The organism is Pantoea sp. JK, assembly GCF_026130245.1.
GTDB lineage: Bacteria > Pseudomonadota > Gammaproteobacteria > Enterobacterales > Enterobacteriaceae > Pantoea > Pantoea trifolii.
This window is the reverse complement of record NZ_JAINFN010000001.1, coordinates 569972-593495: the sequence shown is the minus strand read 5'-3', so window position 1 is coordinate 593495 and position 23524 is coordinate 569972. Positions and strand designations below refer to the sequence as shown.

The window sequence follows — 23524 nt, the reverse complement described above, 5'->3', positions numbered from 1 at the left end:
CTCCGTGGCGAAGCAAGTGATTCTCAAGCCTGGTCATTGGTTGGTAGCCACGCTGCTACTCACTCTTAACGGTTGTGCGCTGGTTCCGCGCACGCCACTGGTGCAAGGGGCGACAACGGCAGAGCCGACGCCATCCGCACCACCAGTGGTGAACGGTTCCATTTTTCAGGGCGTCGCACCGCTGAACTACGGCTATCAGCCGCTGTTTGAGGATCGCCGTCCACGCAACATTGGCGACACATTGACGATCACCTTGCAGGAAAACGTCAGCGCCAGCAAAAGTTCTTCCGCTAACGCCAGCCGCGATGGCAGCAACAGTTTTGGTGTGACAGGTGTACCAACCGGCCTCAGTGGTCTGGTGGGTGCCGGTGGCGAAAAAGCCACGCTGGATGCCAATGGCAAAAATGACTTCGCCGGCAAAGGTGGCGCGACGGCGAATAACACCTTTACGGGCACCATAACCGTCACCGTCAATCAGGTGTTGTCGAACGGCAACCTGCGCGTGGTGGGTGAGAAACAGATCGAAATTAACCAGGGCACCGAATTCATCCGCTTCTCGGGCGTGGTTAACCCGCGCACCATCAGTGCCAGCAATGCGGTGCTGTCAACGCAGGTGGCCGATGCACGTATTGAGTACGTCGGAAATGGTTATATCAATGAAGCGCAGACGATGGGCTGGTTCCAGCGTTTCTTCCTGAACGTCTCGCCGATGTAAGAGGTAGTAACAATGAATATGACGACTCTGCTCCGCCTGAGCCTTGGCTTACTGCTTGGTTTCAGCGTTCTGGCGCATGCTGACCGCATCCGCGATCTGACCTCCGTACAGGGCGTGCGCGATAACCAGCTGATCGGTTACGGCTTGGTGGTGGGCCTTGATGGTACCGGTGACCAGACCACGCAAACGCCGTTTACCACGCAAACCGTGAGCAACATGCTCTCCCAGCTCGGTATTACCGTGCCAGCGGGCACCAATATGCAGCTGAAAAACGTGGCGGCCGTTATGGTCACCGCCAAGCTGCCGACCTTTGCGCGTCAGGGACAAACCGTTGATGTGGTGGTCTCCTCGCTGGGTAACGCCAAAAGTCTGCGCGGCGGTACGCTGCTGATGACACCGATGAAAGGTGTCGATAACCAGGTTTATGCGCTGGCGCAGGGTAACATTCTGGTTGGCGGTGCCGGCGCTTCAGCCGGTGGCAGCAGCGTGCAGGTTAACCAGCTGAACGGTGGCCGTATTACCGGCGGCGCCACGGTAGAGCGTGAACTGCAGAGTAACTTTGGTAGCCAGAACACCATCAACTTGCAGCTGAATAATGAAGACTTCAGCATGGCACAGCGCATCGCCGACGCCATCAACAGCCGTGGTATTGGCTCCGCGCAGCCGCTGGATGCGCGTACCGTGCAGATCCGTGTTTCGCCGAATAACAGTTCTCAGGTGCGCCTGCTGGCCGAAATCCAGAACCTCGACGTTTCAGTGCCGCTGGAAGATGCCAAGGTGATCATCAACTCACGTACCGGTTCGGTGGTGATGAACCGCGAAGTGACGCTGAATACCTGTGCGGTGGCGCAGGGCAACCTGTCGGTTACCGTCAATCAGCAGCAGAACGTCAGTCAGCCTGATACGCCGTTGGCGGGCGGTCAGACCGTGACCACCAACAATACCCAGATCGATCTGCGTCAGAGTGGCGGCGCGCTGCAACGGGTTAACGCCAGCGCCAACCTCAACAACGTGGTACGTGCGTTGAATGCGCTGGGTGCGTCACCGATTGAGCTGATGTCGATTTTGCAATCGATGGAAAGCGCAGGCTGCTTGCGCGCCAAACTGGAAATTATCTGATGAACGATACGCAATCGCTGGTGAATGCGGCGTACGACAGCCGCTCGCTGAACGACCTGAAACGCGAAGCCGCCGCCGACCCAAAAGGGAAGGCGATGCAGGTGGCCAAGCAGGTGGAAGGGATGTTCGTGCAGATGATGATGAAAAGCATGCGCGCTGCGCTGCCGCAGGATGGCTTGCTGAGCAACGATCAGACGCGGCTTTTCACCTCGATGTACGATCAGCAGATTGCGCAGGACATCGGCAAACGGGGTCTCGGCATGGCCGATATCATCGTTAAACAGATGCAGCCCGCTCAGGAGCCGGACGAAACCGCCGGTACGGTGCCGATGAAGCTGGATAACAGCTTCATCTATAGCAATCTGCCGTCGAATCAGCTGGAGCAGATGGTGCGTAAAGCGGTGCCGCGTTTGCCGGTCTCGCCCAGCAGTTTGCCCAGCGACAGTAACGACTTTATCGCCCAGCTGGCGCAACCGGCGCAGGTCGCCAGCCAGCAGAGCGGCATTCCGCATCACCTGATTCTGGCGCAGGCCGCGCTGGAATCCGGCTGGGGCCAGCGACAGATCCTGACGCGCGACGGCAAGCCGAGTTACAACGTGTTTGGTATTAAGGCGAGTGGCGACTGGAAGGGCGCAACTACCGATATCATGACCACCGAATACGATGGCGGCGTGGCGAAAAAGGTGCGCGCCAGTTTCCGTGTGTATGGCTCCTATATGGAAGCGCTCAGCGACTACGTCAAACTGCTGTCCAATAATCCTCGTTATGCCGCCGTTGCCAACGCACCGAGCGCCGAGCAGGGCGCGCGTGCCTTGCAGGCCGCCGGTTACGCGACCGATCCAAAGTATGCGCAGAAACTGGTGGGAATGATCCAGCAATTCAAAAACATGGGCGAAAAAGTGGTGAAGGCTTACAGCAACGACATCACCGATTTGTTCTGATTTTTGCTCTCAAGTTTCACTTAAGCACGCCGATAACAATCACATGCCTCGGGCGTTCACCGCCCGCGCAATCGCACTGATGACTGCCAGCCCGGTTAACGGGAAATTAAGGAACCGAGATGTCCAGCATAATTAACTCAGCGATGAGTGGGCTGAGCGCCGCACAGGCTGCATTAAGCACCACCAGTAATAACATCAGCAATTACACGGTAGCGGGCTATTCGCGTCAGACGGCGATTCTGTCGCAGTCGAACAGCACCCTACAGGGCAACAGCTATTACGGCAACGGTGTGACGCTCTCCGGCGTGCAACGTGAGTATGACGAGTTCATCACCGCTCAGCTACGCGGCTCCAGCGCTAACTACAGCGCCGTGAATACGCAGTACAACCAAATTTCGAACATTGATGACCTGCTGTCGACATCGACCACCAGCTTGTCGACCTCAATCCAAAGCTTCTTCACCAACGTGCAGAACGTGGTGAGTAACGCCAATGACCCGTCGGCGCGTCAGTCAATGCTGAGCTATGCACAAGGTCTGGTGAATCAGTTCCAGACCACGGCGCAATATCTCAATAATATGCAGAACAGCGTTAACACCGATATCGCCTCGAACGTCGACCAAATCAATACCTTCACCAGCCAGATTGCCGACCTGAACAGCCAGATCGCCAAGCTGACCACCGGCGGTGGCGCGGCGCCGAACAATTTGCTGGATCAGCGCGATCAGTTGGTGAATAGCCTGAACAATGTGGTGGGCGTTAACGTATCCCAGCAAGATGGTAGCTATATCGTCTCAATGGGCAGCGTGACCTTGGTGAACGGTAAAAACTCGACCAGTTTGGTGGCGATGCCGTCCAGCAGCGATTCAACACGTACCACTGTCGGCTATGTCGATAAGCAGGCGGGTAACGTTGAGATCCCTGAGAAGACGTTAACCACCGGTTCCCTTGGTGGTTTGCTGGCGTTCCGCACGCAGGATCTGGATACCGCGCAAAATCAGCTCGGCCAGTTAGCTGCGGCGTTCACTACAAGTTTCAATACCGTGCACAGCGAAGGCTATGACAGCAACGGCGATCAGGGCGGTAACTTCTTTAATATCGGTTCGCCAACCGTGGTGGGTAACAGCAAAAACACCTCAGCGGCTACCGTTACGGCTGCATGGTCAGACACCAGCGCGATGAAAGCGTCTAACTACACCGTAAGTTATGACGGCAGTAATTGGTCGGTGACCCGCATGTCTGACAACGTGAAGTTTAGCGTTACGCCAGATACGACTGACGGCACCCTTAACTTTGATGGTCTGAAACTGACGGTGAGCACCTCACCCGCGCCAAACGCTAAAGACAGTTTCCTGGTCAAACCGGTACAAAACGTCATTGCCGGTATGTCGGTGGCGATCACCGATGAGTCTGAAATTGCTGCGGCATCCAGTGCAACCAGCGGTGAAAGTGACAACCGTAATGCGCAGAAATTATTGGATCTGCAGGACAGTAAATTGGTGAATGGTAATGCGACCATTGCCCAAGCTTATGCCAGTATTGTTAGCACCGTTGGTAACAAAACCAGCACATTGAAAACTGCCAGCACTACGCAAGAAAACGTGGTGACTCAGTTAAGCGATCGTCAGCAGTCAGTGTCAGGGGTCAACCTTGATGAAGAATACGCTAACCTGACTAAGTATCAGCAGTTCTATATGGCGAACGCGCAAGTGCTGCAAACGGCGGGCACCATTTTTAATGCGCTGATGGGCATCCGCAGCTAAGCATAGAGGATAAAACCATGCGTCTTAGTACCAATATGATTTTCAACCAGCAGGTACGCGGAATTACGGATTCGCAAGCCTCGTGGTTAAAAGTAGGCGACCAACTGGCAACAGGGAAACGCGTGAGCAATCCCTCGGATGATCCTATTGCAGCGTCACGCGCGGTAGTGCTATCTCAGTCCCAGGCTAAAAGCACTCAATATGCTACGGCGCGCAGTTTTGCCGATCAAAGTTTGTCGATGGAAGAGAATTCACTCTCAAGCGTGACCAGCAGTATCCAGGATGCGCAGACCATGATCGTGTATGGTTCTACCGGTACGCTGAGTGACGATGACCGCGCATCGATTGCTACTAAACTTGAAGGTATTCGCTCACAATTACTCAATCAGGCCAACAGCCGTGATGGTAACGGTCGTTACATTTTTGCTGGCTATCAAACGGATGTCGCGCCTTTCAGCGATGCGGGTGCGCCGGCAGGTGTCTCTTACGTCGGCGGCGCTGAAGCCATTACGCAGAAGGTCGATGATGGTCGTACGATGGCGGTGAGTAGCACGGGCTCATCAGTGTTTATGTCAATAACCAGCAACTCTAAAGTTGAGCCCGATGGCACGCCTAGTGAAACCAATCTGTTTAAGATGCTGGATAGCGCCATTGCGGCATTAAAAACGCCGCAGGATGATGCTGATGCTGCAACCAAGCAGGTTTTTCAGGATGCGATGGATAAATCCAACCGTGGCTTGAGTAACTCATTAAACAACGTGCTGGCAGTGCGTTCAGCGGTGGGTTCACAGTTGGCGGAACTGGATACGCTGGATGCACAAGGTGATGATCGTGACACCATTATGGCGACGCAAATGACGGATTTGGTGCAGGTTGATTATACGCAGGCCATATCGAGCTATACCATGCAACAAACAGCCTTGCAGGCGTCGTACAAGACGTTTACCGATATGTCGAAACTTTCTTTATTTCAGCTTAATTCGTAATTGACCTGAACCTTTGAGCGTACTTTAACCGGGTGCGCTTAGTTTCTCCCACCGCCTTTCGGGGCCGTGGGATTTTTTTTGCCTGTTATTCCTGGCGCCATTTATGGCGGTCGCAGGCAATAAAAAACCCCGGACTGGCCGGGGTTTGATGTTGACTGACTTGCTAGAGTTTACGCGCTTTCCGGACGGGTTGCCGGAGCGGTGGCCTGATGCGTCGCGCTGTGACCGCCAGCAGAGCCGCGACCTTCGAAACCAAACGCTGGACGGACCCAGTCGCTATTGCGAACCGGTTCAGGTTCCCACGCCGGTGCCGGTGCTTTGGTCATCGGTGCAGTTGCGTGATGTTTAAAGCGCGTCTCAACCGTGGTCACTGCGGTATCACGTGCCGCAACCGGCGCATGAGGTTCCGTGACCGGTGTGACTTCGGCTTCAGCCGCAACTGGCGCAGCCAGCACGTCTTCAACCTGAGCTTCCACTGCTGGCGAAACATCAGCTGGCGCCTGTTCAACAACCGCAGCCACTTCGCTAACTGCTTCTTCAGGTTTCGCTTCTTCAACAACAACAGCCGGTTCCGCTTCAGCTGCGGTTTCCTGAGCAACCTGTTCATCAGCAGCGGGAATTACGGCTGGCTCTTCGTTAACAGGCGCGGCAATTGGCGAGACGTCATCAGTATTCACCACTGGCACATCGGTATGTGCTTGTGGTTCAGCCTGATGCACCACTTCTTCAGTAGCAACCTGCTCAACGGCCGGTTCAACAGCAGCCGGCTGAGTTTCTGCATCAGCGGCTTGCTGGTAGCCGTAATCCGTCACTTCATGCATCGCATCTTGCGTGCTGTACTCTTCCTGCGCTTGCGCAACCGGGTAAGAGATCCACACTTTGCCTGACGCCATTTCTGGAGAGGCAGCAGCCGATTCCAGCGGCATTGCTGACTGCGTTGGGTAACGCTCGTCACGATAACGACGACGACGCTGGCCACTCACGCGCAGGTGACGCGGTGAACGACGTGAACGGCGCGGCATATTGGCGCTATCACGGTTATCGCTATCATCTTGCTCGTCATTGCTGGCTTCAGGATGTTCGTTGTACTGAGCGCGCGGCGCAGTTTCAATGGCGGCTTCGTGCACCACTGGCGCTTCGGCAGCAATTTCAGTGGTGTCGCCCACACGCACGCGCTGTGACAGCTGACGCTGCTTACGACGCGGCATTACCTGAACGCGTTCTTCTTCCTGCTCGACGTTTTCGTTAACGACAGGAGCCTGAACAACCGGCTCAGCGGCTTTCTGATCCTGCTGCTGATTGCGCTTCTCTTCCTGACGACGACGCTGGCGATCGGCACGCTGTTCGCGGCGCTGTTGCTGCTGCTCATCACGTTGCTCAAGCGCTTCATCGCTCAGGACCGGACGCGCTTCGCGCGGCTCGTTCTGACGCTTGTTGCGACGATTGTCCTGATTGTCACGCGGTTCACGGGCTTCACGTGGCTCACGTGCTTCACGCGGCTCGCGCGGTTCACGACCTTCGCGCACCTGACCATTCTCGCCATTACGCGGAGTACGTTCACGACGGTTGTTGCGACGGTTGTTATTGTTACGACGCTCGCCACGCTGCTGGGTGTTTTCAGATTCAGCGGCAACAACGGCTGGGGTTTCTTGTTTAGTTTCAGCAGGAGCCGCAGCTGGCGCATCACCGGCAAACAGTTTCTTCAATCCGCTCAGCAGGCGTGCCACGAAGCCGGTGTTAGTCACCGCTGGTGCTGCAACAGCAGGATTGGTTTTCACTTCTGCTGCAGGCTGAGACTCTTTCACCACTTCAACCGGCGCAGGCGGCGCATCAGGCATCGCGAAGGCGGCCAATGCTGGCTGCTCCGGACGACGACGCTCAGCGTGCTCTTCTTCAGAAGGCAGCGCCATTTCCGCTTCGTGCAGTTTCGGTAAGTGATAGCTCAGCGTTTGCGTCTCTTCGCCGGTGCGAACACGCAGTACCGAGTAGTGTGGCGTTTCCATCTGATCGTTTGGCACGATGATGGCACGCACGCCGCCCTGGCGTTTTTCGATGGCGCTAACGGCGTCACGCTTTTCGTTCAGCAGGTAAGAGGCGACCTGAACCGGAACAATCGCATGCACTTCTTTGGTATTGTCTTTCAGCGCTTCTTCTTCAATTAAACGCAAAATAGACAGCGACAGCGATTCGTTATCACGGATGGTGCCGGTACCGCTGCAGCGTGGGCAGACGTGATGGCTGGATTCACCCAGTGACGGGCTCAGACGCTGACGCGACATCTCCAGCAAACCGAAGCGTGAAATGTGGCTGATCTGAATACGCGCACGATCCTGACGCACCGCTTCACGCAGACGGTTTTCCACCGCGCGCTGGTGGCGCACTGGCGTCATGTCGATGAAGTCGATAACGATCAGGCCGCCGAGATCGCGCAGACGCAATTGGCGAGCAATCTCATCGGCCGCTTCCAGGTTGGTGTTATAGGCAGTTTCTTCGATATCACCGCCGCGAGTAGCGCGTGCGGAGTTGATATCAATCGCCGTCAGGGCTTCGGTGCTATCGATAACAATCGATCCGCCTGATGGCAGACGCACTTCACGCTGGAAGGCTGATTCAATCTGCGATTCGATTTGGTAGTGGCTGAACAGCGGAATTTCGCCAGTGTAAAGTTTGATTTTGCTGCTGAAGTCTGGACGACCCAGTGCAGCAATGTGCTGACGAGCCAGTTCCAGGACTTTTGGATTATCGATAAGGATTTCACCGATATCCTGACGCAGATAGTCGCGGAAGGCGCGCACGATAACGTTGCTTTCCTGATGGATCAGGAAAGGCGCCGGGCGGCTGTCTGCGGCTTTCTTAATGGCTTCCCAGTGCTTCATACGGAAGCTGAGATCCCACTGCAGTGATTCGGCAGATTTGCCTACGCCCGCCGTACGGACGATTAATCCCATGCCGTCAGGAAGTTCCAGTGCGGAAAGTGCTTCTTTTAATTCGGTACGATCGTCGCCCTCAATGCGGCGTGAAATACCACCGGCACGTGGGTTGTTCGGCATCAATACCAGATAGCTACCGGCCAGAGAAATAAAGGTAGTGAGTGCTGCACCTTTATTACCGCGTTCCTCTTTATCAATTTGAACGATAACTTCCTGACCTTCACGCAGCACATCTTTGATATTCGGACGACCATGTGCGTTGTAATTGGCGGGGAAGTATTCGCGGGAAATTTCTTTCAGAGGGAGGAAACCGTGACGTTCTGCACCGTAATCAACAAATGCAGCTTCAAGGCTGGGTTCAACGCGGGTGATTTTACCTTTGTATATGTTGGCTTTTTTCTGTTCGTGTCCAGGACTTTCAATATCCAGATCGTACAGACGTTGTCCATCAACCAGGGCAACGCGCAACTCCTCCTGCTGAGTTGCGTTAATTAACATTCTTTTCATCGTGACTTACTCGTTATTCTCACATGAGTGATCTAGCTGCGGGCATCGTTACCCTGGACGAGAATCAACCGATGGCCCCGTGTCTTAATGCACTGACGTCAACCTCACGGTTGTCGGCGGCTAAAGGGGCGCAAATCTTGTCGGTGGCCTGTTTTTCATAAGGAAATCCAGCGCCTGAAGGTGGAAATGTTACAGAGTATTCAAAAATCCACACATCCTGGTCTGTCGTCCAGGCCGCAACCCGCAGCCCGCTAAGTGCCTGATTTAACATTACGTCTTACGCCATTGCTGCGTGTCCGTTCAATCCGGCAAAATGACTTATTTCGCTCTTTATCCTGCCTGAATCTTTCCAGGGCAGAAACCCCTGCATTATTCCATTGCTAACCAACATTAAGCAAGGCGACTTTTGCCAAGCTGAGAAGTTTATTCGTCCATAACCTGTTCATTTGCAGGGCTAATCATCGCATCGCTGAAAATGTCGCCATTTTCACCGTTTCATCACGCGACAAAGAGAGAGTTAAGCACAGAAAAAGGGGTGGCGCTATCCAGGGACACTAATTAGAATCGCCGCCATGAAAACAGAGAATCCCGGCGTACAGTATGTCGCCATCACGGCTGAAAATGCCGGACAACGAATTGATAACTTTTTGCGCACCCAGCTCAAGGGCGTGCCGAAAAGCATGATTTATCGCATTTTGCGTAAAGGTGAAGTGCGGGTGAATAAAAAGCGCGTTAAACCGGAATATAAGCTGGAGGATGGCGACGAGCTGCGTATTCCGCCGGTGCGGGTTGCCGAGCGCGAAGAGAATACGGTTTCACCGAAGCTGGATAAAGTCGCGGCGCTCACCAATGCCATTCTCTATGAAGATGATTACCTGATGGTGCTGAATAAGCCGTCGGGCACGGCGGTGCACGGCGGCAGCGGATTAAGTTTCGGCGTGATTGAAGGGCTGCGTGCGTTGCGTCCGGAAGCGCGATTCCTTGAGTTAGTCCATCGCCTCGATCGTGATACTTCCGGCATCCTGCTGGTGGCGAAGAAGCGTTCCGCGTTGCGCTCTCTGCATGAGCAGCTGCGCGAAAAAGGCATGCAGAAGGATTATCTGGCGCTAGTGCGCGGTGACTGGCCGTCGCATCTGAAAGTCGTGCAGGCACCGCTGCTGAAAAACATTTTGCAGAGCGGCGAGCGTGTGGTGCGCGTGAGTGCGGAAGGCAAGCCTTCTGAGACACGCTTTAAAGTCGAAGAGCGCTTCGGTTTCGCGACCTTGGTGAAAGCCAGTCCGGTGACCGGCCGTACGCATCAGATTCGTGTGCATACGCTGCACGGCGGCCATCCAATCGCCTTTGACGATCGTTACGGTGACCGCGACTTTGATGCGCAATTGGGTTCGACGGGCTTATCGCGTCTGTTCCTGCATGCTGCAGCGTTGACCTTTACCCATCCCAACACCGGAGAAGTGCTGCGGATGGAAGCGCCACTGGATGGCGCACTCAAGAATTGCCTCGCCAAACTGCGTCAGAAAAAAGCCTGATTATCCGGGCATCAACATAACGCGTTGATGCCCGCCTTTCTTAGCATTTCATCCAACGCAATCAGCGGTAAGCCAATCAAGGTATTGGGATCGCGACCTTCCAGCCTGTCAAATAAACAAATCCCCAAACCTTCGCTTTTGAAACTGCCAGCGCACTGCAGCGGCTTTTCTTTATCAACGTAGCCCCGAATCTCTTCAGCACTCAATTCGCGGAAATGTACGATAAAGGGTTCGCAAATGACCGATTGTTTGCCGCTCTGCGGTTGCAATAGCGCCAGACCGGTATAAAAGGTGATGGTGTTGCCGCTGGCGGCTGCGAGTTGCTGGCAGGCTTTCTCCACCGTATGCGGTTTACCGGTTATCTCGCCATTCAGCACGCAAACCTGATCGGACCCGATTATCCAGCTGTCTGGGTAACGTGCTGCCAGCGCCTCCGCTTTGGCTAATGCCAGACGCTGCACCAGCTCAGGGGCCGTTTCATTCGGCAGCGGGGATTCGTCGCAATCCGGGGCGGCGGTAATAAAAGGCAGGCCCAGCTTGCTCAGCAACGCCTGACGAAAAGGGGAGGTAGAGGCTAAAACCAAAGGTGTCGTCATTTTTTTTCAGAATAGATAGCGTAAAGATGACAGTCATTTTAAACTATGCGCCGCACTGGATGCGACTAACGGGTGAAAGATGCCGTAAACCGGCCTTTTTCTTTGACTCTATGACGTTACAAAGTTAATATGCGCGCCCTATGCAAAAGGTAAAATTACCCCTGACGCTCGATCCGGTCCGCGCCGCGCAAAAGCGCCTTGATTATCATGGTGTTTATGCACCTGAATTGGTGGCGCGCTTGGCCGAAACGGTCGTGAGTGTGGACAGTGAAGTTGAATGCGATATGTCGTTTGCGGTTGATAACCAGCGCCTCGCCGTTCTGCAAGGAACAGCCGAAGTGCAGGTGACTCTGTCTTGTCAACGCTGCAACCAGTCGTTTCCACGTCATGTTCACGTAAGCTATTGCTTCAGTCCTGTCTCTTCTGATGAGCAGGCCGAGGCACTACCGGAAGCCTACGAGCCAGTTGATGTCAATGATTTTGGTGAGATCGACTTGCTGGCAGTGATCGAAGATGAGCTCATCCTCGCGCTGCCCGTGGTTCCGGTGCATGATTCTGAACACTGTGAAGTGTCCGACGCGGACATGGTGTTTGGTCAACTGCCTCCAGAGGCAGAAAAACCAAATCCCTTTGCCGTATTAGCCAGTTTAAAGCGTAAGTAATAGGAGTAAGGTCCATGGCCGTACAACAGAATAAACCAACCCGTTCTAAGCGTGGTATGCGTCGTTCACACGATGCTCTGACCACTGCTGCTCTATCAGTAGATAAAGTTTCTGGCGAAACTCATCTGCGTCACCATATCACTGCGGATGGTTACTACCGCGGTCGCAAGGTTATCACCAAGTAATCCTCGCGATTACACAAGGCGACACCTTGACACGTTTGACCCTGGCAGTTGATGCCATGGGCGGGGACTTCGGTCCTTGCGTGACAGTGCCTGCAGCCTTGCAGGCACTGGCCTCTCATTCGGAGCTGGTTCTTCTTCTGGTCGGTGATCCCGACATCATCTCGTCATTTCTTGCCAAAGCGGATTCCTCGTTACTGAGGCGTGTGCAGGTTATTCCTGCCGAATCGGTTATTGCAAGTGATGCCAAACCTTCTCAGGCGATTCGTAACAGCCGCGGCAGTTCCATGCGTGTGGCGTTAGAGTTGGTGAAAGAGGGGAGAGCACAAGCCTGTGTCAGTGCGGGAAATACCGGCGCGCTGATGGGGCTGGCGAAAATGTTATTAAAGCCGCTGGATGGTATTGAGCGTCCGGCGTTAATGACGGTGTTGCCACATCAGCAGCATGGCAAAACGGTGGTGCTGGATCTCGGCGCTAACGTTGAATCTGACAGCGCTATGCTGGTGCAGTTTGCGATCATGGGCGCTGTAATGGCCGAAGAAGTGCTGGAGATCGCCCAGCCGCGTGTGGCGCTGCTGAATATTGGTCAGGAAGAGACCAAAGGATTAGAAACAATCCGCGCCGCATCTGCGGTGCTGCGAGCGTCACCGCAAATCAACTATATTGGATACCTTGAGGGGAACGATCTCCTCACCGGCAAGACGGATGTGCTGGTTTGTGATGGCTTCGTCGGTAACGTCACGTTGAAGACCATGGAAGGCGTGGTAAGAATGTTCCTCTCTCTGATCAAATCGTCAGAGGAAGGAAAAAAACGGGCCTGGTGGCTAACATTGCTGGGGCGCTGGATTCAAAAGCGTCTGGCAAAGCGTTTCGGCCATCTCAACCCCGACCAGTACAATGGCGCTTGTCTGTTAGGATTGCGCGGGACAGTGATCAAAAGCCACGGTGCGGCGAATCAACGTGCATTTGCCGTGGCGATAGAGCAGGCAGAGCAGACGGTGCGAAAGCAAGTCCCAGAGAGGATTGCGGCGCGCCTTGACACTGTATTAGCCAGGAGTGACAAAGCGTAGATGTTTACCAAAATTATCGGTACGGGCAGCTATTTGCCTGAGCAGATTCGCTCCAATGCGGATCTGGAAAAAATGGTCGATACGACGGACGAGTGGATTGTCACTCGTACCGGCATCCGTGAGCGTCGTATTGCCGCTCCGGAAGAAACCGTTGCTACTATGGGCTTCACCGCAGCACAGCGCGCGCTGGAAATGGCGGGTGTGAATGCGAGCGACGTTGGCCTGATCATTGTGGCAACCACCTCTTCCAGCCATGCCTTCCCTAGTTCAGCGTGCATGATCCAGCAGATGCTGGAGATCAACGATTGCGCTGCCTTCGATTTGGCCGCTGCCTGTGCGGGCTTCACCTATGCACTGAGCGTTGCCGATCAATACATCAAAAATGGTGTGGTAAAACATGCGCTGGTGATCGGTGCAGACGTGCTGGCACGTACGCTCGATCCTAACGATCGTGGCACTATCATTCTGTTTGGTGATGGCGCGGGCGCGGTGGTACTAAGCCAGAGTGAAGAGCCAGGCATCCTTTCTACCCATCTGCACGCCGACGGCCGTTACAGCAAACTGCTGACGCTGCCGTATCAGGATCGTGCCCATCAGGATGAGCCTGCTTATCTGACGATGGCAGGCAACGAAGTCTTCAAAGTGGCCGTGACTGAACTGGCGCACATTGTTGATGAAACTTTGCAAGCCAACAATCTTGATCGTGAAATGCTCGACTGGCTGGTGCCGCATCAGGCGAACCTGCGCATTATTAGCGCAACCGCCAAAAAGCTCGGCATGGGCATGGATAAAGTTGTCGTCACGCTGGATCGTCACGGTAATACCTCGGCCGCGTCAGTGCCAAGTGCACTGGACGAAGCGGTGCGCGATGGCCGTATCAAGCCGGGACAACTGATTCTGCTGGAAGCCTTTGGTGGTGGTTTCACCTGGGGTTCTGCGCTGGTTCGCTTTTGATTGACAGGAACGAAAGATGACGCAATTTGCTTATGTTTTCCCAGGACAGGGATCGCAGACCGTCGGCATGTTAGCCGAGCTGGCTGCTGAAAACCCGCAGGTTGAAGCCACTTTCCGTGAAGCTTCTGATGCGCTGGGTTATGACTTATGGCAGCTGGTCCAGCAGGGACCGGCTGAAGAATTGAATAAAACCTGGCAGACGCAGCCTGCGTTGCTGGCGGCTTCTGTTGCTATCTATCGCGTATTGCAGAGCAAAAATGCGGTGCAGCCAACCATGATGGCCGGCCACAGCCTCGGTGAATACTCGGCGTTGGTTTGTGCCGGTGTGCTGAATTTCGCAGACGCCATTAAACTGGTTGAACTGCGTGGCAAACTGATGCAGGAAGCGGTACCAGAAGGTACTGGCGCCATGCAGGCGATTATCGGTCTGGATGATGCATCCATCCGCAAAGCTTGTGAAGAAAGTGCACAAGGTCAGGTGGTTTCACCGGTTAACTTTAACTCGCCGGGCCAGGTGGTTATCGCTGGCAACAAAGAAGCGGTTGAGCGTGCGGGTGCAGCTTGTAAAGCTGCCGGTGCCAAACGTGCACTGCCGCTGCCAGTCAGCGTGCCATCACACTGTGCGTTGATGAAGCCTGCTGCCGATAAATTGGCGGTGGCGCTCGAAGCGATCACCTTCAATGCGCCTGCGGTGCCGGTGGTAAATAACGTCGACGTGAAGTGTGAAACTGAAGCTGCTGCGATTCGAAGCGCATTGGTTCGTCAGCTGTATAGCCCGGTGCGCTGGACCGAATCGGTCGAGTTTATTGCTGCGCAGGGCGTTGAACAGCTGCTGGAAGTCGGTCCAGGTAAAGTCCTGACCGGTCTGACCAAACGTATTGTGGATAGCCTGAGTGCTGCTGCGGTGAACGATTCTGCTTCACTGAGTGCTGCACTTTCACAGGAATAAGAGGAAAAACATGAGCTTTGAAGGTAAAGTAGCGCTGGTTACCGGTGCAAGCCGTGGAATTGGTCGCGCCATTGCGGAAACGCTGGCTGCGCGCGGTGCCAAAGTGGTGGGAACCGCCACCAGTGCAAGCGGTGCGGAAGCAATCAGTGCGTACCTCGGCGACAAGGGCAAAGGCCTGCTGCTGAACGTCACTGATGCCGCCTCAATTGAGAGCGTCCTCGAACAAGTTCGCGCCGAATTTGGCGAAGTGGACATTTTAGTCAATAATGCAGGCATTACGCGTGACAATCTGTTGATGCGCATGAAAGACGATGAGTGGGCGGATATCCTTGATACCAACCTGACATCTGTCTTCCGTCTTTCTAAGGCGGTTATGCGTGCCATGATGAAAAAACGCGTGGGCCGTATCATTACCATCGGTTCTGTAGTTGGGACCATGGGTAACGCGGGTCAGGCAAACTATGCGGCAGCAAAAGCAGGTTTGATTGGCTTTAGCAAATCACTGGCGCGAGAAATTGCGTCACGTGGCATTACTGTAAACGTCGTGGCTCCGGGCTTTATTGAGACGGACATGACGCGTGCACTGAACGAAGATCAACGTTCGGGTATTTTGGCAGAAGTGCCAGCAGGTCGTTTAGGTGACCCGCAGGAGATTGCCAATGCTGTTGCATTCTTAGCCTCTGACGAAGCAGCCTACATCACGGGTGAGACGCTTCATGTCAATGGCGGCATGTACATGGTCTGATAATCACGAAAACATTTGCTTTATCTGCGGTAAACACCGCAGAATAACGCAAAATCGTGGTTCGACCAGCCGGGATTTTGTTGCATCTTTTTCAACATTTTATACACTACGAAAACCATCGCGAAAGCGAGTTTTGATAGGAAATTAAATAGTATGAGCGATATCGAACAACGCGTTAAGAAAATCGTAGCTGAGCAGCTGGGTGTTAAAGAAGACGAAGTGATTAACACTGCTTCTTTCGTTGAAGACCTTGGTGCAGATTCTCTTGACACCGTTGAGCTGGTAATGGCTCTGGAAGAAGAGTTTGATACTGAAATTCCAGACGAAGAAGCTGAGAAAATCACTACCGTTCAGGCAGCGATCGATTACATCAATAGCCACAACGGCTAATGAATATCTTCAGGCGGTCACCTCGACCGCCTGAGTTTTATGTTTGCCCCACATAGCGTTATTTTTTCCCTCCCTGGAGGACGTGCGTGTCTAAGCGTCGTGTAGTTGTGACTGGTCTTGGCATGTTGTCTCCTGTCGGCAATACCGTAGAGTCTACCTGGAGTGCTCTCCTTGCCGGTCAGAGCGGCATTAGCCTGATCGACCATTTTGATACTAGTGCCTATGCAACGCGTTTTGCGGGCTTAGTAAGAGATTTTAATTGCGATGATTTCATCTCGCGCAAAGATCAGCGCAAGATGGATGACTTCATCCAATACGGCATCGTTGCAGGCATTCAGGCTATGGCAGACTCCGGTCTGGTCGTAACCGATGAGAATGCTGGTCGCATTGGTGCGGCAATCGGTTCTGGTATTGGCGGACTGGGTTTAATCGAAGATAACCACAGCTCGCTGGTCAACGGTGGACCGCGCAAAATCAGCCCATTCTTTGTGCCTTCTACCATCGTCAACATGGTTGCAGGTCACCTCACCATCATGTACGGCCTGAAAGGTCCAAGCATCTCGATCGCAACTGCCTGTACGTCTGGTGTGCACAACATTGGTCATGCGGCGCGTATCATTGCGTATAACGATGCTGATGTGATGCTGGCCGGTGGTGCGGAGAAAGCCAGTACGCCATTAGGCGTTGGTGGTTTTGGTGCTGCTCGAGCGCTCTCCACGCGTAATGACAATCCTCAGGCGGCAAGCCGTCCGTGGGATAAAGATCGTGACGGTTTCGTGTTGGGTGACGGTGCTGGCATTATCGTACTGGAAGAGTACGAACACGCGAAGAAACGTGGTGCGAAGATTTATGCTGAGATCATTGGTTTCGGCATGAGCAGCGATGCTTACCACATGACGTCACCTCCGGAAGACGGTTCAGGTGCAGCAGCAGCGATGGTTAACGCGTTGCGTGACGCGCAGCTGAACGCTGAGCAGATTGGTTATGTCAACGCGCACGGCACTTCGACGCCCGCCGGTGACAAAGCGGAAGCGCAGGCGGTGAAATCGGTGTTTGGTGCGGCGGCTCACAGTGTGATGGTCAGCTCAACCAAGTCGATGACTGGCCACCTGTTGGGCGCTGCGGGCGCGGTAGAAGCGATTTATTCGATTCTGGCGCTGCGCGACCAGGCGATTCCACCAACCATCAACCTCGACAATCCTGACGAAGGTTGCGATCTGGACTTCGTGCCGCATACGGCGCGCCAGGTCAGCGGACTGGAGTACACCTTGTGTAACTCCTTTGGATTTGGCGGCACTAACGGCTCGCTGATCTTCCGCAAGGTTTAATCGCTCCTCAGCCATACAGAGGCCCGCATTGCGGGCCTTTTTTATATTTTCTACCGGGCTAATCAAGGCGGCCAACATGTGGATAAACGGCATACCGCAAACCGCACTTTCAACACGCGATCGCGCAGTGCAATTTGGTGATGGCTGCTTTACCACTGCTGCAGTGATCAACGGCCATATTGTTATGCTGGATGCGCATCTGCAGCGGCTGAAAGAGGGTTGCGCACGGTTATTGATGGATGCGCCTGATTTAGCTCAACTCGCCGCAGAAATGCATCACGCCGCTGCGCAACAAACGCAGGCAGTGCTCAAGGTGATTTTGACACCGGGCGCAGGTGGACGTGGTTATAGCCGCGCAGGCTGCCAAACACCGACGCGCATTATTTCGCTCTCGCTGTGGCCACAGCATTACGCCACGCTGCAACAGCAGGGCGCCTTGCTCCACACCAGCCCAATACGTCTGGCGCGCAATCCGTTGCTGGCCGGCGTAAAGCACCTGAATCGCCTTGAACAGGTGTTAATTCGCCAGCATCTTGACCAGACGGGCGGCGACGAGGCGCTGGTGCTTGACACTAACGGGACGGTGGTGGAATGCTGTGCGGCCAATTTATTCTGGCGCAAAGGCAACCACGTCTTTACGCCGCGGCTTGAGCAGGCTGGCGTGGATGGCATTATGCGTCGTTATCTGATGGCGCAGATGGCGGCGAATGGCCAGACTTGTCAGCTGATTGATGGCAGCAGGGACGACGTATTGAACGCCGATGAAGTGGTGATGTGCAACGCCCTGATGCCCGTTTTACCCGTGCGACAAATTGACGACGTTTCGTTTAGCGCACGCTCGCTGTATCAGCAACTGCGCGCCAGTTGCCCGACGATGGAAGCATCATGACTCGAATGAAAAAAATTCTCGCAGGCGTTGTGGTAGTCGCAGGACTCGCCGCCGCCTTTAGCTATTGGCAGATTGAACGTTTAGCCGATACGCCCTTAACACTGCAGCAGGAAACCATTTACACCTTGCCCGCTGGCAGCGGTCGCGTGGTACTGGAAGCGCAACTGGAAAGTCAGCACATCATTCCGCAAAGCATCTGGTTTGGCCCGTTACTGAAGCTTGAACCGGAACTGGCGCGTTTCAAAGCCGGTACCTATCGCCTGGAAACCGGCATGACGGTGCGACAGTTGCTGCAATTGCTGGCAAGCGGTAAAGAAGCGCAGTTCCCGGTGCGTTTTATTGAAGGTTCGCGTCTTACCGAGTGGTTAGCCGAGCTACGTAAAGCGCCATACCTGAAACACACGCTGACCGACGATCAATTTGCCACCGTTGCCGCTGCGCTCAAACTCGATGTCAGCCAACTGGAAGGCAGTTTCTACCCTGATACGTATCTCTACACCGCCAATACCAGCGATGTGGCGCTACTGGAACGTGCCCATGCGCGCATGAACAAGCTGGTTGATGAGATTTGGCAGGGACGCATGGAGAATCTGCCTTACAAGAAAGAGCAGGATATGGTCACCATGGCGTCGATCATTGAGAAAGAGACTGGCGTGAGCGAAGAGCGCGCGCGCGTGGCGTCGGTGTTTATCAATCGCCTGCGTACCGGGATGAAACTGCAAACCGATCCCACGGTGATTTACGGTATGGGCGACAGCTACACCGGCACGCTAACCCGTAAAAATCTGGAAACGCCAACCGACTACAACACCTACACCATTAGCGGTTTGCCGCCGGGACCGATCGCGATGCCGGGCCGTGCTTCACTGGAAGCGGCTGCACATCCGGAAAAAACCAATTACCTCTATTTTGTCGCGGATGGCAAAGGTGGACACACCTTTACCACCAATCTGGCCAGCCACAACAAAGCGGTACAGGTTTACCGGCTGGCAATGAAGGAAAAAAATGAAAAGTAAGTTTATCGTCATTGAAGGCCTGGAAGGTGCAGGCAAAACCACCGCGCGTGATGCGCTGGTTGCCGTGCTGCATGAGCATGGCATTCATGATGTCGTCTTCACGCGCGAGCCGGGCGGTACGCCGCTGGCAGAACAATTGCGCGTGTTGGTCAAGCAGGGCATTGATGGCGAGCAGGTGACCAATAAAGCTGAGCTGCTAATGCTGTACGCGGCACGCGTGCAGCTGGTAGAGAACGTGATCAAACCGGCGCTGGCACGCGGTGCCTGGGTAATCGGCGATCGTCACGATCTCTCTTCGCAAGCCTATCAGGGCGGTGGACGCGGTCTGGATGCGCAGCTGATGACCACGCTGCGCGATGCGGTGCTGGGCGATTTCCGTCCCGATCTCACACTCTATCTCGACGTTACGCCAGAAATTGGCCTGCAACGCGCCCGCGCTCGCGGTGAGTTGGATCGTATCGAGCAAGAGTCGTTGCGATTCTTCAAGCGCACGCGTGAACGCTATCTGGCTTTGGCTGCTCAGGATCCCTCCATCCTGACCATTGATGCGACGCAAAATATTGCAGACGTGACATTGTCACTTCAAGGCGCCTTGCGTAGCTGGTTGGCAGGCCAATCCGCATGAACTGGTATCCGTGGCTGAACCAGCCTTATCGACAAATCATCGCCCGCCATCAAAGCGGCCAGGCGCATCACGCCTTGCTGGTGCAGGCCATTGAGGGCATGGGTGACGATGCGTTGATCTGGGGCGTAAGTCGTTGGTTGATGTGCTTGCAGCCGGAAGGATTAAAAAGCTGCGGCCACTGCCATGGCTGCCAGTTGATGCAGGCGCACACGCACCCGGATTGGTATCGCCTTGAAGCCGAAAAGGGGAAATCCTCACTCGGTATTGATGCGGTGCGCGACGTCACTGAAAAGCTGTATCACTTCGCCCAGCAGGGCGGCGCAAAAATCGTTTGGTTGCCCGATGCGGCGCAGCTCACGGAAGCTGCCGCCAACGCATTATTGAAAACGCTGGAAGAGCCGCCGGCGAATTGCTGGTTTTTCCTCAGCGTGCGCGAACCTTCGCGCCTGCTGGCGACGCTGCGCAGTCGCTGCATGACGTGGCATCTCTCGCCGCCAGAAGAAGCACATAGCCTGCAATGGCTGCAGAAGCAGCAACCGCAGCCGCAAGAGAAGCTGCGCGCCGCCTTACGTTTGAGTAATGGCGCTCCCGCCGCCGCCTTGACGCTGCTGCAGCCCGAGCGCTGGCAGGCGCGTGAAACGCTGTGCGAAACGCTGATCAAAGCGCTTAACGGCGATGTGCTGCAGCTGTTACCCGCGTTGAACAGCGAAGATGTGGCCGTACGTCTCAGCTGGCTGATTTCGCTGCTGGTGGATGCGATGAAAGTGCAACAGGGCGCCAGTCAGTGGCTGAGCAACGGCGATCGTCCGGATGTGGTCACGCAGTTGGCGCAAAGAATGAATAGCAGTGCGCTCAACAGCAGCGCGCAGCAATGGATGCAGTGCCGCGAACAGCTGTTACATGTCGCCGCACTCAACCGAGAATTAATGTTGACCGATCGTTTACTCGCCTGGGGACGTTTACTGACTCCGGCAACGGTCGGCTAAGCGAAAAGAGAGCTCTATGTTTATTGTCGATTCCCACTGCCATCTTGATGGCCTCGATTATGAAAAACACCATCGCGATCTGGATGATGTCATCGCCAAAGCGGCGGCGCGCGATGTGAAGTTTATGCTGGCGATTGCCACCACCTTGCCGGATTACTACAAAATCAAACAGCTAGTAGGCGATCGTGAAAACGTCGCGCTGGCCTGTGGCGTGCATCCGCTCAATCAGGAAGCGCCTTACGACGTCGAAGAGTTCCGCCGTCTGGCTGCCGAAGATCGCGTAGTGGCGCTGGGCGAAACCGGGTTGGATTACTTCTATCAGCAGGAAACCAAAGCGCAGCAGCAAGCCTCGTTTCGTGAGCACATTCGCACTGGTATCGCACTGAATAAACCGATCATTGTGCACACGCGTGATGCGCGTGAAGACACGTTGGCGATTCTGCGCGAAGAGCAGGTGGAGAAGTGCGGCGGCGTGCTGCACTGTTTTACCGAAGATAAAGAAACCGCAGTCAAACTGCTGGATCTCGGTTTCTATATCTCCTTCTCAGGCATTCTGACTTTCCGCAATGCCGAACAGATCCGCGATGCGGCGCGCTATGTGCCGCTTGATCGCATGCTGGTAGAAACCGATTCGCCGTATCTGGCGCCGGTACCACACCGTGGCAAAGAAAATCAGCCAGCGTTTACGCGTGATGTTGCGGATTACATGGCGGTATTAAAAGGCGTGGATATCGAAACCCTCGCCGCTGCCACCACTGAAAACTTCTCCCGCCTGTTCCACATCCCGATGAGTCGTCTCGGCGGCTAACCGCTTTATTTCAAATGCTGTAATTAATCAAAAATCACCCAACTGCACTGCGTCTGACTGGACGCAGGTAGTGATTTATTGCTGTTTATTAGTGCAAGTCAGTAAGAAATGACTGAAAGGAAGGGGTCACACTTAGCGAAATGTGATGGCCGTCAATTTAACAATTAGCGATTTATTTTACTCTTCGTAATAAATCAAAAGACGCTCAGCGTTACCCCGGCGAAGGATCCTCCCCCCAAGCCATGCGCACTGCGCAAAAAATTGCACTCATACTCAGGAGTTTCTATGTTCAAGAACGCATTTGCGAACCTGCAGAAAGTAGGTAAATCGCTGATGTTGCCGGTATCGGTTCTGCCGATTGCCGGTATTTTGTTAGGTGTTGGTTCAGCAAACTTCAGCTGGCTGCCGGAAGTGGTTTCCCACGTCATGGCCGAAGCGGGGGGGGCGGTGTTTGCCAATATGCCGCTGATCTTTGCAATCGGTGTGGCGCTTGGCTTTACCAATAACGATGGCGTGTCTGCGCTGGCGGCTGTGGTTGCTTACGGCATCATGGTGAAAACCATGGCGGTGGTTGCGCCATTGGTACTGCATATGCCTGCCGGAGAAATCGAGGCCAAGCATCTTGCCGATACGGGTGTGCTCGGCGGGATCATTGCTGGCTCCATCGCGGCGTATATGTTTAACCGCTTCTACCGCATCAAACTGCCTGAGTATCTCGGCTTCTTTGCCGGCAAGCGCTTTGTGCCAATCATCTCTGGTCTGGCCGCGATTTTCACCGGTGTGGTGCTGTCATTCATTTGGCCGCCAATCGGTACCGCAATTCAGGACTTCTCACAGTGGGCTGCGTACCAAAACCCCGTCGTCGCCTTTGGCCTTTACGGTCTGATTGAGCGTTCACTGGTGCCGTTTGGTCTGCACCATATCTGGAACGTCCCTTTCCAGATGCAGATTGGTGAGTTCACCAATGCCGCAGGTCAGGTTTTCCACGGTGATATTCCACGTTACATGGCGGGCGACCCAACGGCAGGCAAACTGTCAGGCGGCTTCCTGTTCAAAATGTACGGTCTGCCAGCAGCAGCGATTGCTATTTGGCATACCGCCAAACCAGAAAACCGCGCCAAAGTGGGCGGTATTATGATCTCCGCCGCGCTGACCTCGTTCCTGACCGGTATTACCGAGCCAATCGAGTTCGCTTTCATGTTCGTGGCGCCGATTCTGTATGTGATCCACGCGATTCTGGCGGGCCTGGCCTTCCCAATCTGTATCTTGCTGGGTATGCGTGATGGCACCAGCTTCTCACACGGTCTGATCGACTTTATCGTGCTGAGCGGCAACAGCAGCAAAATCTGGCTGTTCCCGATTGTAGGTATCATCTACGGCCTGATTTACTACACCGTGTTCCGTTTCCTGATTGTGAAACTGAATCTGAAAACCCCTGGCCGTGAGGACACCGCAATGGAGCAGAGCAGCGCAACCGGCAGCGAAATGGCGGGCAAACTGGTTACCGCGTTTGGTGGTAAAGAGAACATCACTAACCTTGATGCCTGTATCACGCGTCTGCGTGTGAGCGTGGCGGATGTCGGCAAGGTTGATCAGGCTGAACTGAAAAGCCTTGGCGCACGTGGTGTGGTAGTAGCAGGTTCAGGCGTTCAGGCGATCTTCGGCACCAAGTCCGATAACTTGAAAACTGAAATGGATGATTATATCCGCAGCATGTAATGGTGTGTTCTAACAGCACGCACATGCGTTGATAGCAGGAAGAGGCGGCAGAGGAGTAAAGCGTCCCGCGACAAGGATGTCGCGGGCCGAGCCCCAGGGACGGTTTATGGCGACT

23 protein-coding genes are annotated in these 23524 nt (G+C 54.5%); 20 read left to right on the top strand and 3 right to left on the bottom strand.

Annotated elements, in window-relative coordinates; all coding sequences use genetic code 11:
* The first annotated feature begins 4 nt into the window (after positions 1-4).
* The 5 genes from PanJK_RS02865 (at position 5) to flgL (ending at position 5524) form a co-directional block, all read left to right on the top strand.
* Positions 5-715 (top strand): flagellar basal body L-ring protein FlgH, encoded by a 711-nt coding sequence (locus PanJK_RS02865; RefSeq protein WP_256696189.1) that lies wholly within the window; start codon positions 5-7, stop codon positions 713-715.
* Positions 716-727: 12 nt separating this feature from the next.
* The gene (locus PanJK_RS02860; protein WP_305961173.1) at positions 728-1834 is read left to right on the top strand and encodes a flagellar basal body P-ring protein FlgI; all 1107 of its coding nucleotides are present in this window, start codon (positions 728-730) and stop codon (positions 1832-1834) included.
* A complete protein-coding gene (gene flgJ, locus PanJK_RS02855; RefSeq protein ID WP_256696191.1) occupies positions 1834-2775 on the top strand; it encodes a flagellar assembly peptidoglycan hydrolase FlgJ in 942 nt (313 codons plus the stop codon). The genes PanJK_RS02860 and flgJ overlap by 1 nt, the downstream gene beginning before the upstream one ends.
* Positions 2776-2894: 119 nt before the next feature.
* On the top strand, positions 2895-4538 hold the full coding sequence (flgK, locus tag PanJK_RS02850) for a flagellar hook-associated protein FlgK (protein WP_265297091.1): 1644 nt from the start codon (positions 2895-2897) through the stop codon (positions 4536-4538).
* A gap of 17 nt (positions 4539-4555) precedes the next feature.
* A complete protein-coding gene (flgL, locus tag PanJK_RS02845) occupies positions 4556-5524 on the top strand; it encodes a flagellar hook-associated protein FlgL (protein ID WP_256696193.1) in 969 nt (322 codons plus the stop codon).
* A 170-nt stretch (positions 5525-5694) separates the two neighbouring features.
* Here the strand turns inward: flgL and rne are convergent, their stop codons facing one another.
* A complete protein-coding gene (gene rne / locus PanJK_RS02840; protein WP_265297090.1) occupies positions 5695-8961 on the bottom strand; it encodes a ribonuclease E in 3267 nt (1088 codons plus the stop codon).
* Between the two features lie 64 nt (positions 8962-9025).
* Positions 9026-9232 carry a hypothetical protein gene (locus PanJK_RS02835; protein WP_101760841.1) on the bottom strand — a complete coding sequence of 69 codons (207 nt, stop codon included), beginning with the start codon at positions 9230-9232 and terminating at the stop codon, positions 9026-9028.
* Positions 9233-9533: 301 nt separating this feature from the next.
* Here PanJK_RS02835 and rluC point away from each other — a divergent pair, with 301 nt between their 5' ends.
* Positions 9534-10490 (top strand): 23S rRNA pseudouridine(955/2504/2580) synthase RluC, encoded by a 957-nt coding sequence (gene rluC / locus PanJK_RS02830; RefSeq protein ID WP_265297089.1) that lies wholly within the window; start codon positions 9534-9536, stop codon positions 10488-10490.
* A gap of 11 nt (positions 10491-10501) precedes the next feature.
* Here the strand turns inward: rluC and PanJK_RS02825 are convergent, their stop codons facing one another.
* Complete coding sequence (locus PanJK_RS02825) at positions 10502-11086, bottom strand: Maf family protein (RefSeq protein ID WP_265297088.1); 585 nt, start codon at positions 11084-11086, stop codon at positions 10502-10504.
* 140 nt (positions 11087-11226) lie between these two features.
* Here PanJK_RS02825 and yceD point away from each other — a divergent pair, with 140 nt between their 5' ends.
* The 14 genes from yceD to ptsG all read left to right on the top strand — a co-directional run bounded on the left by yceD (position 11227) and on the right by ptsG (position 23409).
* Entirely contained in the window at positions 11227-11748 is a 522-nt protein-coding gene (yceD, locus tag PanJK_RS02820) for a 23S rRNA accumulation protein YceD (protein WP_007885785.1), read from the top strand.
* Positions 11749-11762: 14 nt separating this feature from the next.
* Positions 11763-11933, top strand: coding sequence for a 50S ribosomal protein L32 (rpmF, locus tag PanJK_RS02815; protein ID WP_007885783.1), 171 nt, complete (start codon positions 11763-11765; stop codon positions 11931-11933).
* A 26-nt stretch (positions 11934-11959) separates the two neighbouring features.
* Positions 11960-13000 (top strand): phosphate acyltransferase PlsX, encoded by a 1041-nt coding sequence (plsX, locus tag PanJK_RS02810; RefSeq protein WP_265297086.1) that lies wholly within the window; start codon positions 11960-11962, stop codon positions 12998-13000.
* Positions 13001-13954, top strand: coding sequence for a beta-ketoacyl-ACP synthase III (locus PanJK_RS02805; protein ID WP_265297085.1), 954 nt, complete (start codon positions 13001-13003; stop codon positions 13952-13954).
* A gap of 16 nt (positions 13955-13970) precedes the next feature.
* Positions 13971-14903 carry an ACP S-malonyltransferase gene (fabD, locus tag PanJK_RS02800; RefSeq protein WP_179451266.1) on the top strand — a complete coding sequence of 311 codons (933 nt, stop codon included), beginning with the start codon at positions 13971-13973 and terminating at the stop codon, positions 14901-14903.
* A gap of 10 nt (positions 14904-14913) precedes the next feature.
* Positions 14914-15648: a 3-oxoacyl-ACP reductase FabG gene (gene fabG / locus PanJK_RS02795; RefSeq protein WP_007885776.1), complete on the top strand. Its 735-nt coding sequence runs from the start codon at positions 14914-14916 to the stop codon at positions 15646-15648.
* 153 nt (positions 15649-15801) lie between these two features.
* Positions 15802-16038 carry an acyl carrier protein gene (gene acpP, locus PanJK_RS02790; protein ID WP_256696199.1) on the top strand — a complete coding sequence of 79 codons (237 nt, stop codon included), beginning with the start codon at positions 15802-15804 and terminating at the stop codon, positions 16036-16038.
* Positions 16039-16124: 86 nt separating this feature from the next.
* On the top strand, positions 16125-17366 hold the full coding sequence (gene fabF, locus PanJK_RS02785; RefSeq protein ID WP_008103061.1) for a beta-ketoacyl-ACP synthase II: 1242 nt from the start codon (positions 16125-16127) through the stop codon (positions 17364-17366).
* A gap of 76 nt (positions 17367-17442) precedes the next feature.
* A complete protein-coding gene (gene pabC, locus PanJK_RS02780; RefSeq protein ID WP_265297083.1) occupies positions 17443-18255 on the top strand; it encodes an aminodeoxychorismate lyase in 813 nt (270 codons plus the stop codon).
* Positions 18252-19271: an endolytic transglycosylase MltG gene (gene mltG / locus PanJK_RS02775; protein WP_265297082.1), complete on the top strand. Its 1020-nt coding sequence runs from the start codon at positions 18252-18254 to the stop codon at positions 19269-19271. Before pabC ends, mltG begins: the two co-directional genes overlap by 4 nt.
* The gene (gene tmk / locus PanJK_RS02770; RefSeq protein WP_265297081.1) at positions 19261-19896 is read left to right on the top strand and encodes a dTMP kinase; all 636 of its coding nucleotides are present in this window, start codon (positions 19261-19263) and stop codon (positions 19894-19896) included. The genes mltG and tmk overlap by 11 nt, the downstream gene beginning before the upstream one ends.
* Positions 19893-20882, top strand: coding sequence for a DNA polymerase III subunit delta' (gene holB / locus PanJK_RS02765; RefSeq protein WP_265297080.1), 990 nt, complete (start codon positions 19893-19895; stop codon positions 20880-20882). Before tmk ends, holB begins: the two co-directional genes overlap by 4 nt.
* A 16-nt stretch (positions 20883-20898) precedes the next feature.
* Positions 20899-21690, top strand: a complete 792-nt coding sequence (locus PanJK_RS02760; RefSeq protein ID WP_265297079.1) for a metal-dependent hydrolase — start codon at positions 20899-20901, stop codon at positions 21688-21690.
* A gap of 285 nt (positions 21691-21975) precedes the next feature.
* Positions 21976-23409 (top strand): PTS glucose transporter subunit IIBC, encoded by a 1434-nt coding sequence (gene ptsG / locus PanJK_RS02755; protein ID WP_265297078.1) that lies wholly within the window; start codon positions 21976-21978, stop codon positions 23407-23409.
* The last annotated feature ends 115 nt before the right edge of the window (positions 23410-23524 follow it).

Bases quoted from the DNA above. Each gene is read 5' to 3' on its own strand.
- PanJK_RS02860 (WP_305961173.1), top strand. From the start codon at position 728: ATGAATATGACGACTCTGCTCCGCCTGAGCCTTGGCTTACTGCTTGGT.
- flgJ (WP_256696191.1), top strand. From the start codon at position 1,834: ATGAACGATACGCAATCGCTGGTGAATGCGGCGTACGACAGCCGCTCG.
- flgK (WP_265297091.1), top strand. From the start codon at position 2,895: ATGTCCAGCATAATTAACTCAGCGATGAGTGGGCTGAGCGCCGCACAG.
- flgL (WP_256696193.1), top strand. From the start codon at position 4,556: ATGCGTCTTAGTACCAATATGATTTTCAACCAGCAGGTACGCGGAATT.
- rne (WP_265297090.1), bottom strand. From the start codon at position 8,961: ATGAAAAGAATGTTAATTAACGCAACTCAGCAGGAGGAGTTGCGCGTT.
- PanJK_RS02835 (WP_101760841.1), bottom strand. From the start codon at position 9,232: ATGTTAAATCAGGCACTTAGCGGGCTGCGGGTTGCGGCCTGGACGACA.
- rluC (WP_265297089.1), top strand. From the start codon at position 9,534: ATGAAAACAGAGAATCCCGGCGTACAGTATGTCGCCATCACGGCTGAA.
- PanJK_RS02825 (WP_265297088.1), bottom strand. From the start codon at position 11,086: ATGACGACACCTTTGGTTTTAGCCTCTACCTCCCCTTTTCGTCAGGCG.
- yceD (WP_007885785.1), top strand. From the start codon at position 11,227: ATGCAAAAGGTAAAATTACCCCTGACGCTCGATCCGGTCCGCGCCGCG.
- rpmF (WP_007885783.1), top strand. From the start codon at position 11,763: ATGGCCGTACAACAGAATAAACCAACCCGTTCTAAGCGTGGTATGCGT.
- PanJK_RS02805 (WP_265297085.1), top strand. From the start codon at position 13,001: ATGTTTACCAAAATTATCGGTACGGGCAGCTATTTGCCTGAGCAGATT.
- fabD (WP_179451266.1), top strand. From the start codon at position 13,971: ATGACGCAATTTGCTTATGTTTTCCCAGGACAGGGATCGCAGACCGTC.
- fabG (WP_007885776.1), top strand. From the start codon at position 14,914: ATGAGCTTTGAAGGTAAAGTAGCGCTGGTTACCGGTGCAAGCCGTGGA.
- acpP (WP_256696199.1), top strand. From the start codon at position 15,802: ATGAGCGATATCGAACAACGCGTTAAGAAAATCGTAGCTGAGCAGCTG.
- pabC (WP_265297083.1), top strand. From the start codon at position 17,443: ATGTGGATAAACGGCATACCGCAAACCGCACTTTCAACACGCGATCGC.
- mltG (WP_265297082.1), top strand. From the start codon at position 18,252: ATGACTCGAATGAAAAAAATTCTCGCAGGCGTTGTGGTAGTCGCAGGA.
- tmk (WP_265297081.1), top strand. From the start codon at position 19,261: ATGAAAAGTAAGTTTATCGTCATTGAAGGCCTGGAAGGTGCAGGCAAA.
- holB (WP_265297080.1), top strand. From the start codon at position 19,893: ATGAACTGGTATCCGTGGCTGAACCAGCCTTATCGACAAATCATCGCC.
- PanJK_RS02760 (WP_265297079.1), top strand. From the start codon at position 20,899: ATGTTTATTGTCGATTCCCACTGCCATCTTGATGGCCTCGATTATGAA.
- ptsG (WP_265297078.1), top strand. From the start codon at position 21,976: ATGTTCAAGAACGCATTTGCGAACCTGCAGAAAGTAGGTAAATCGCTG.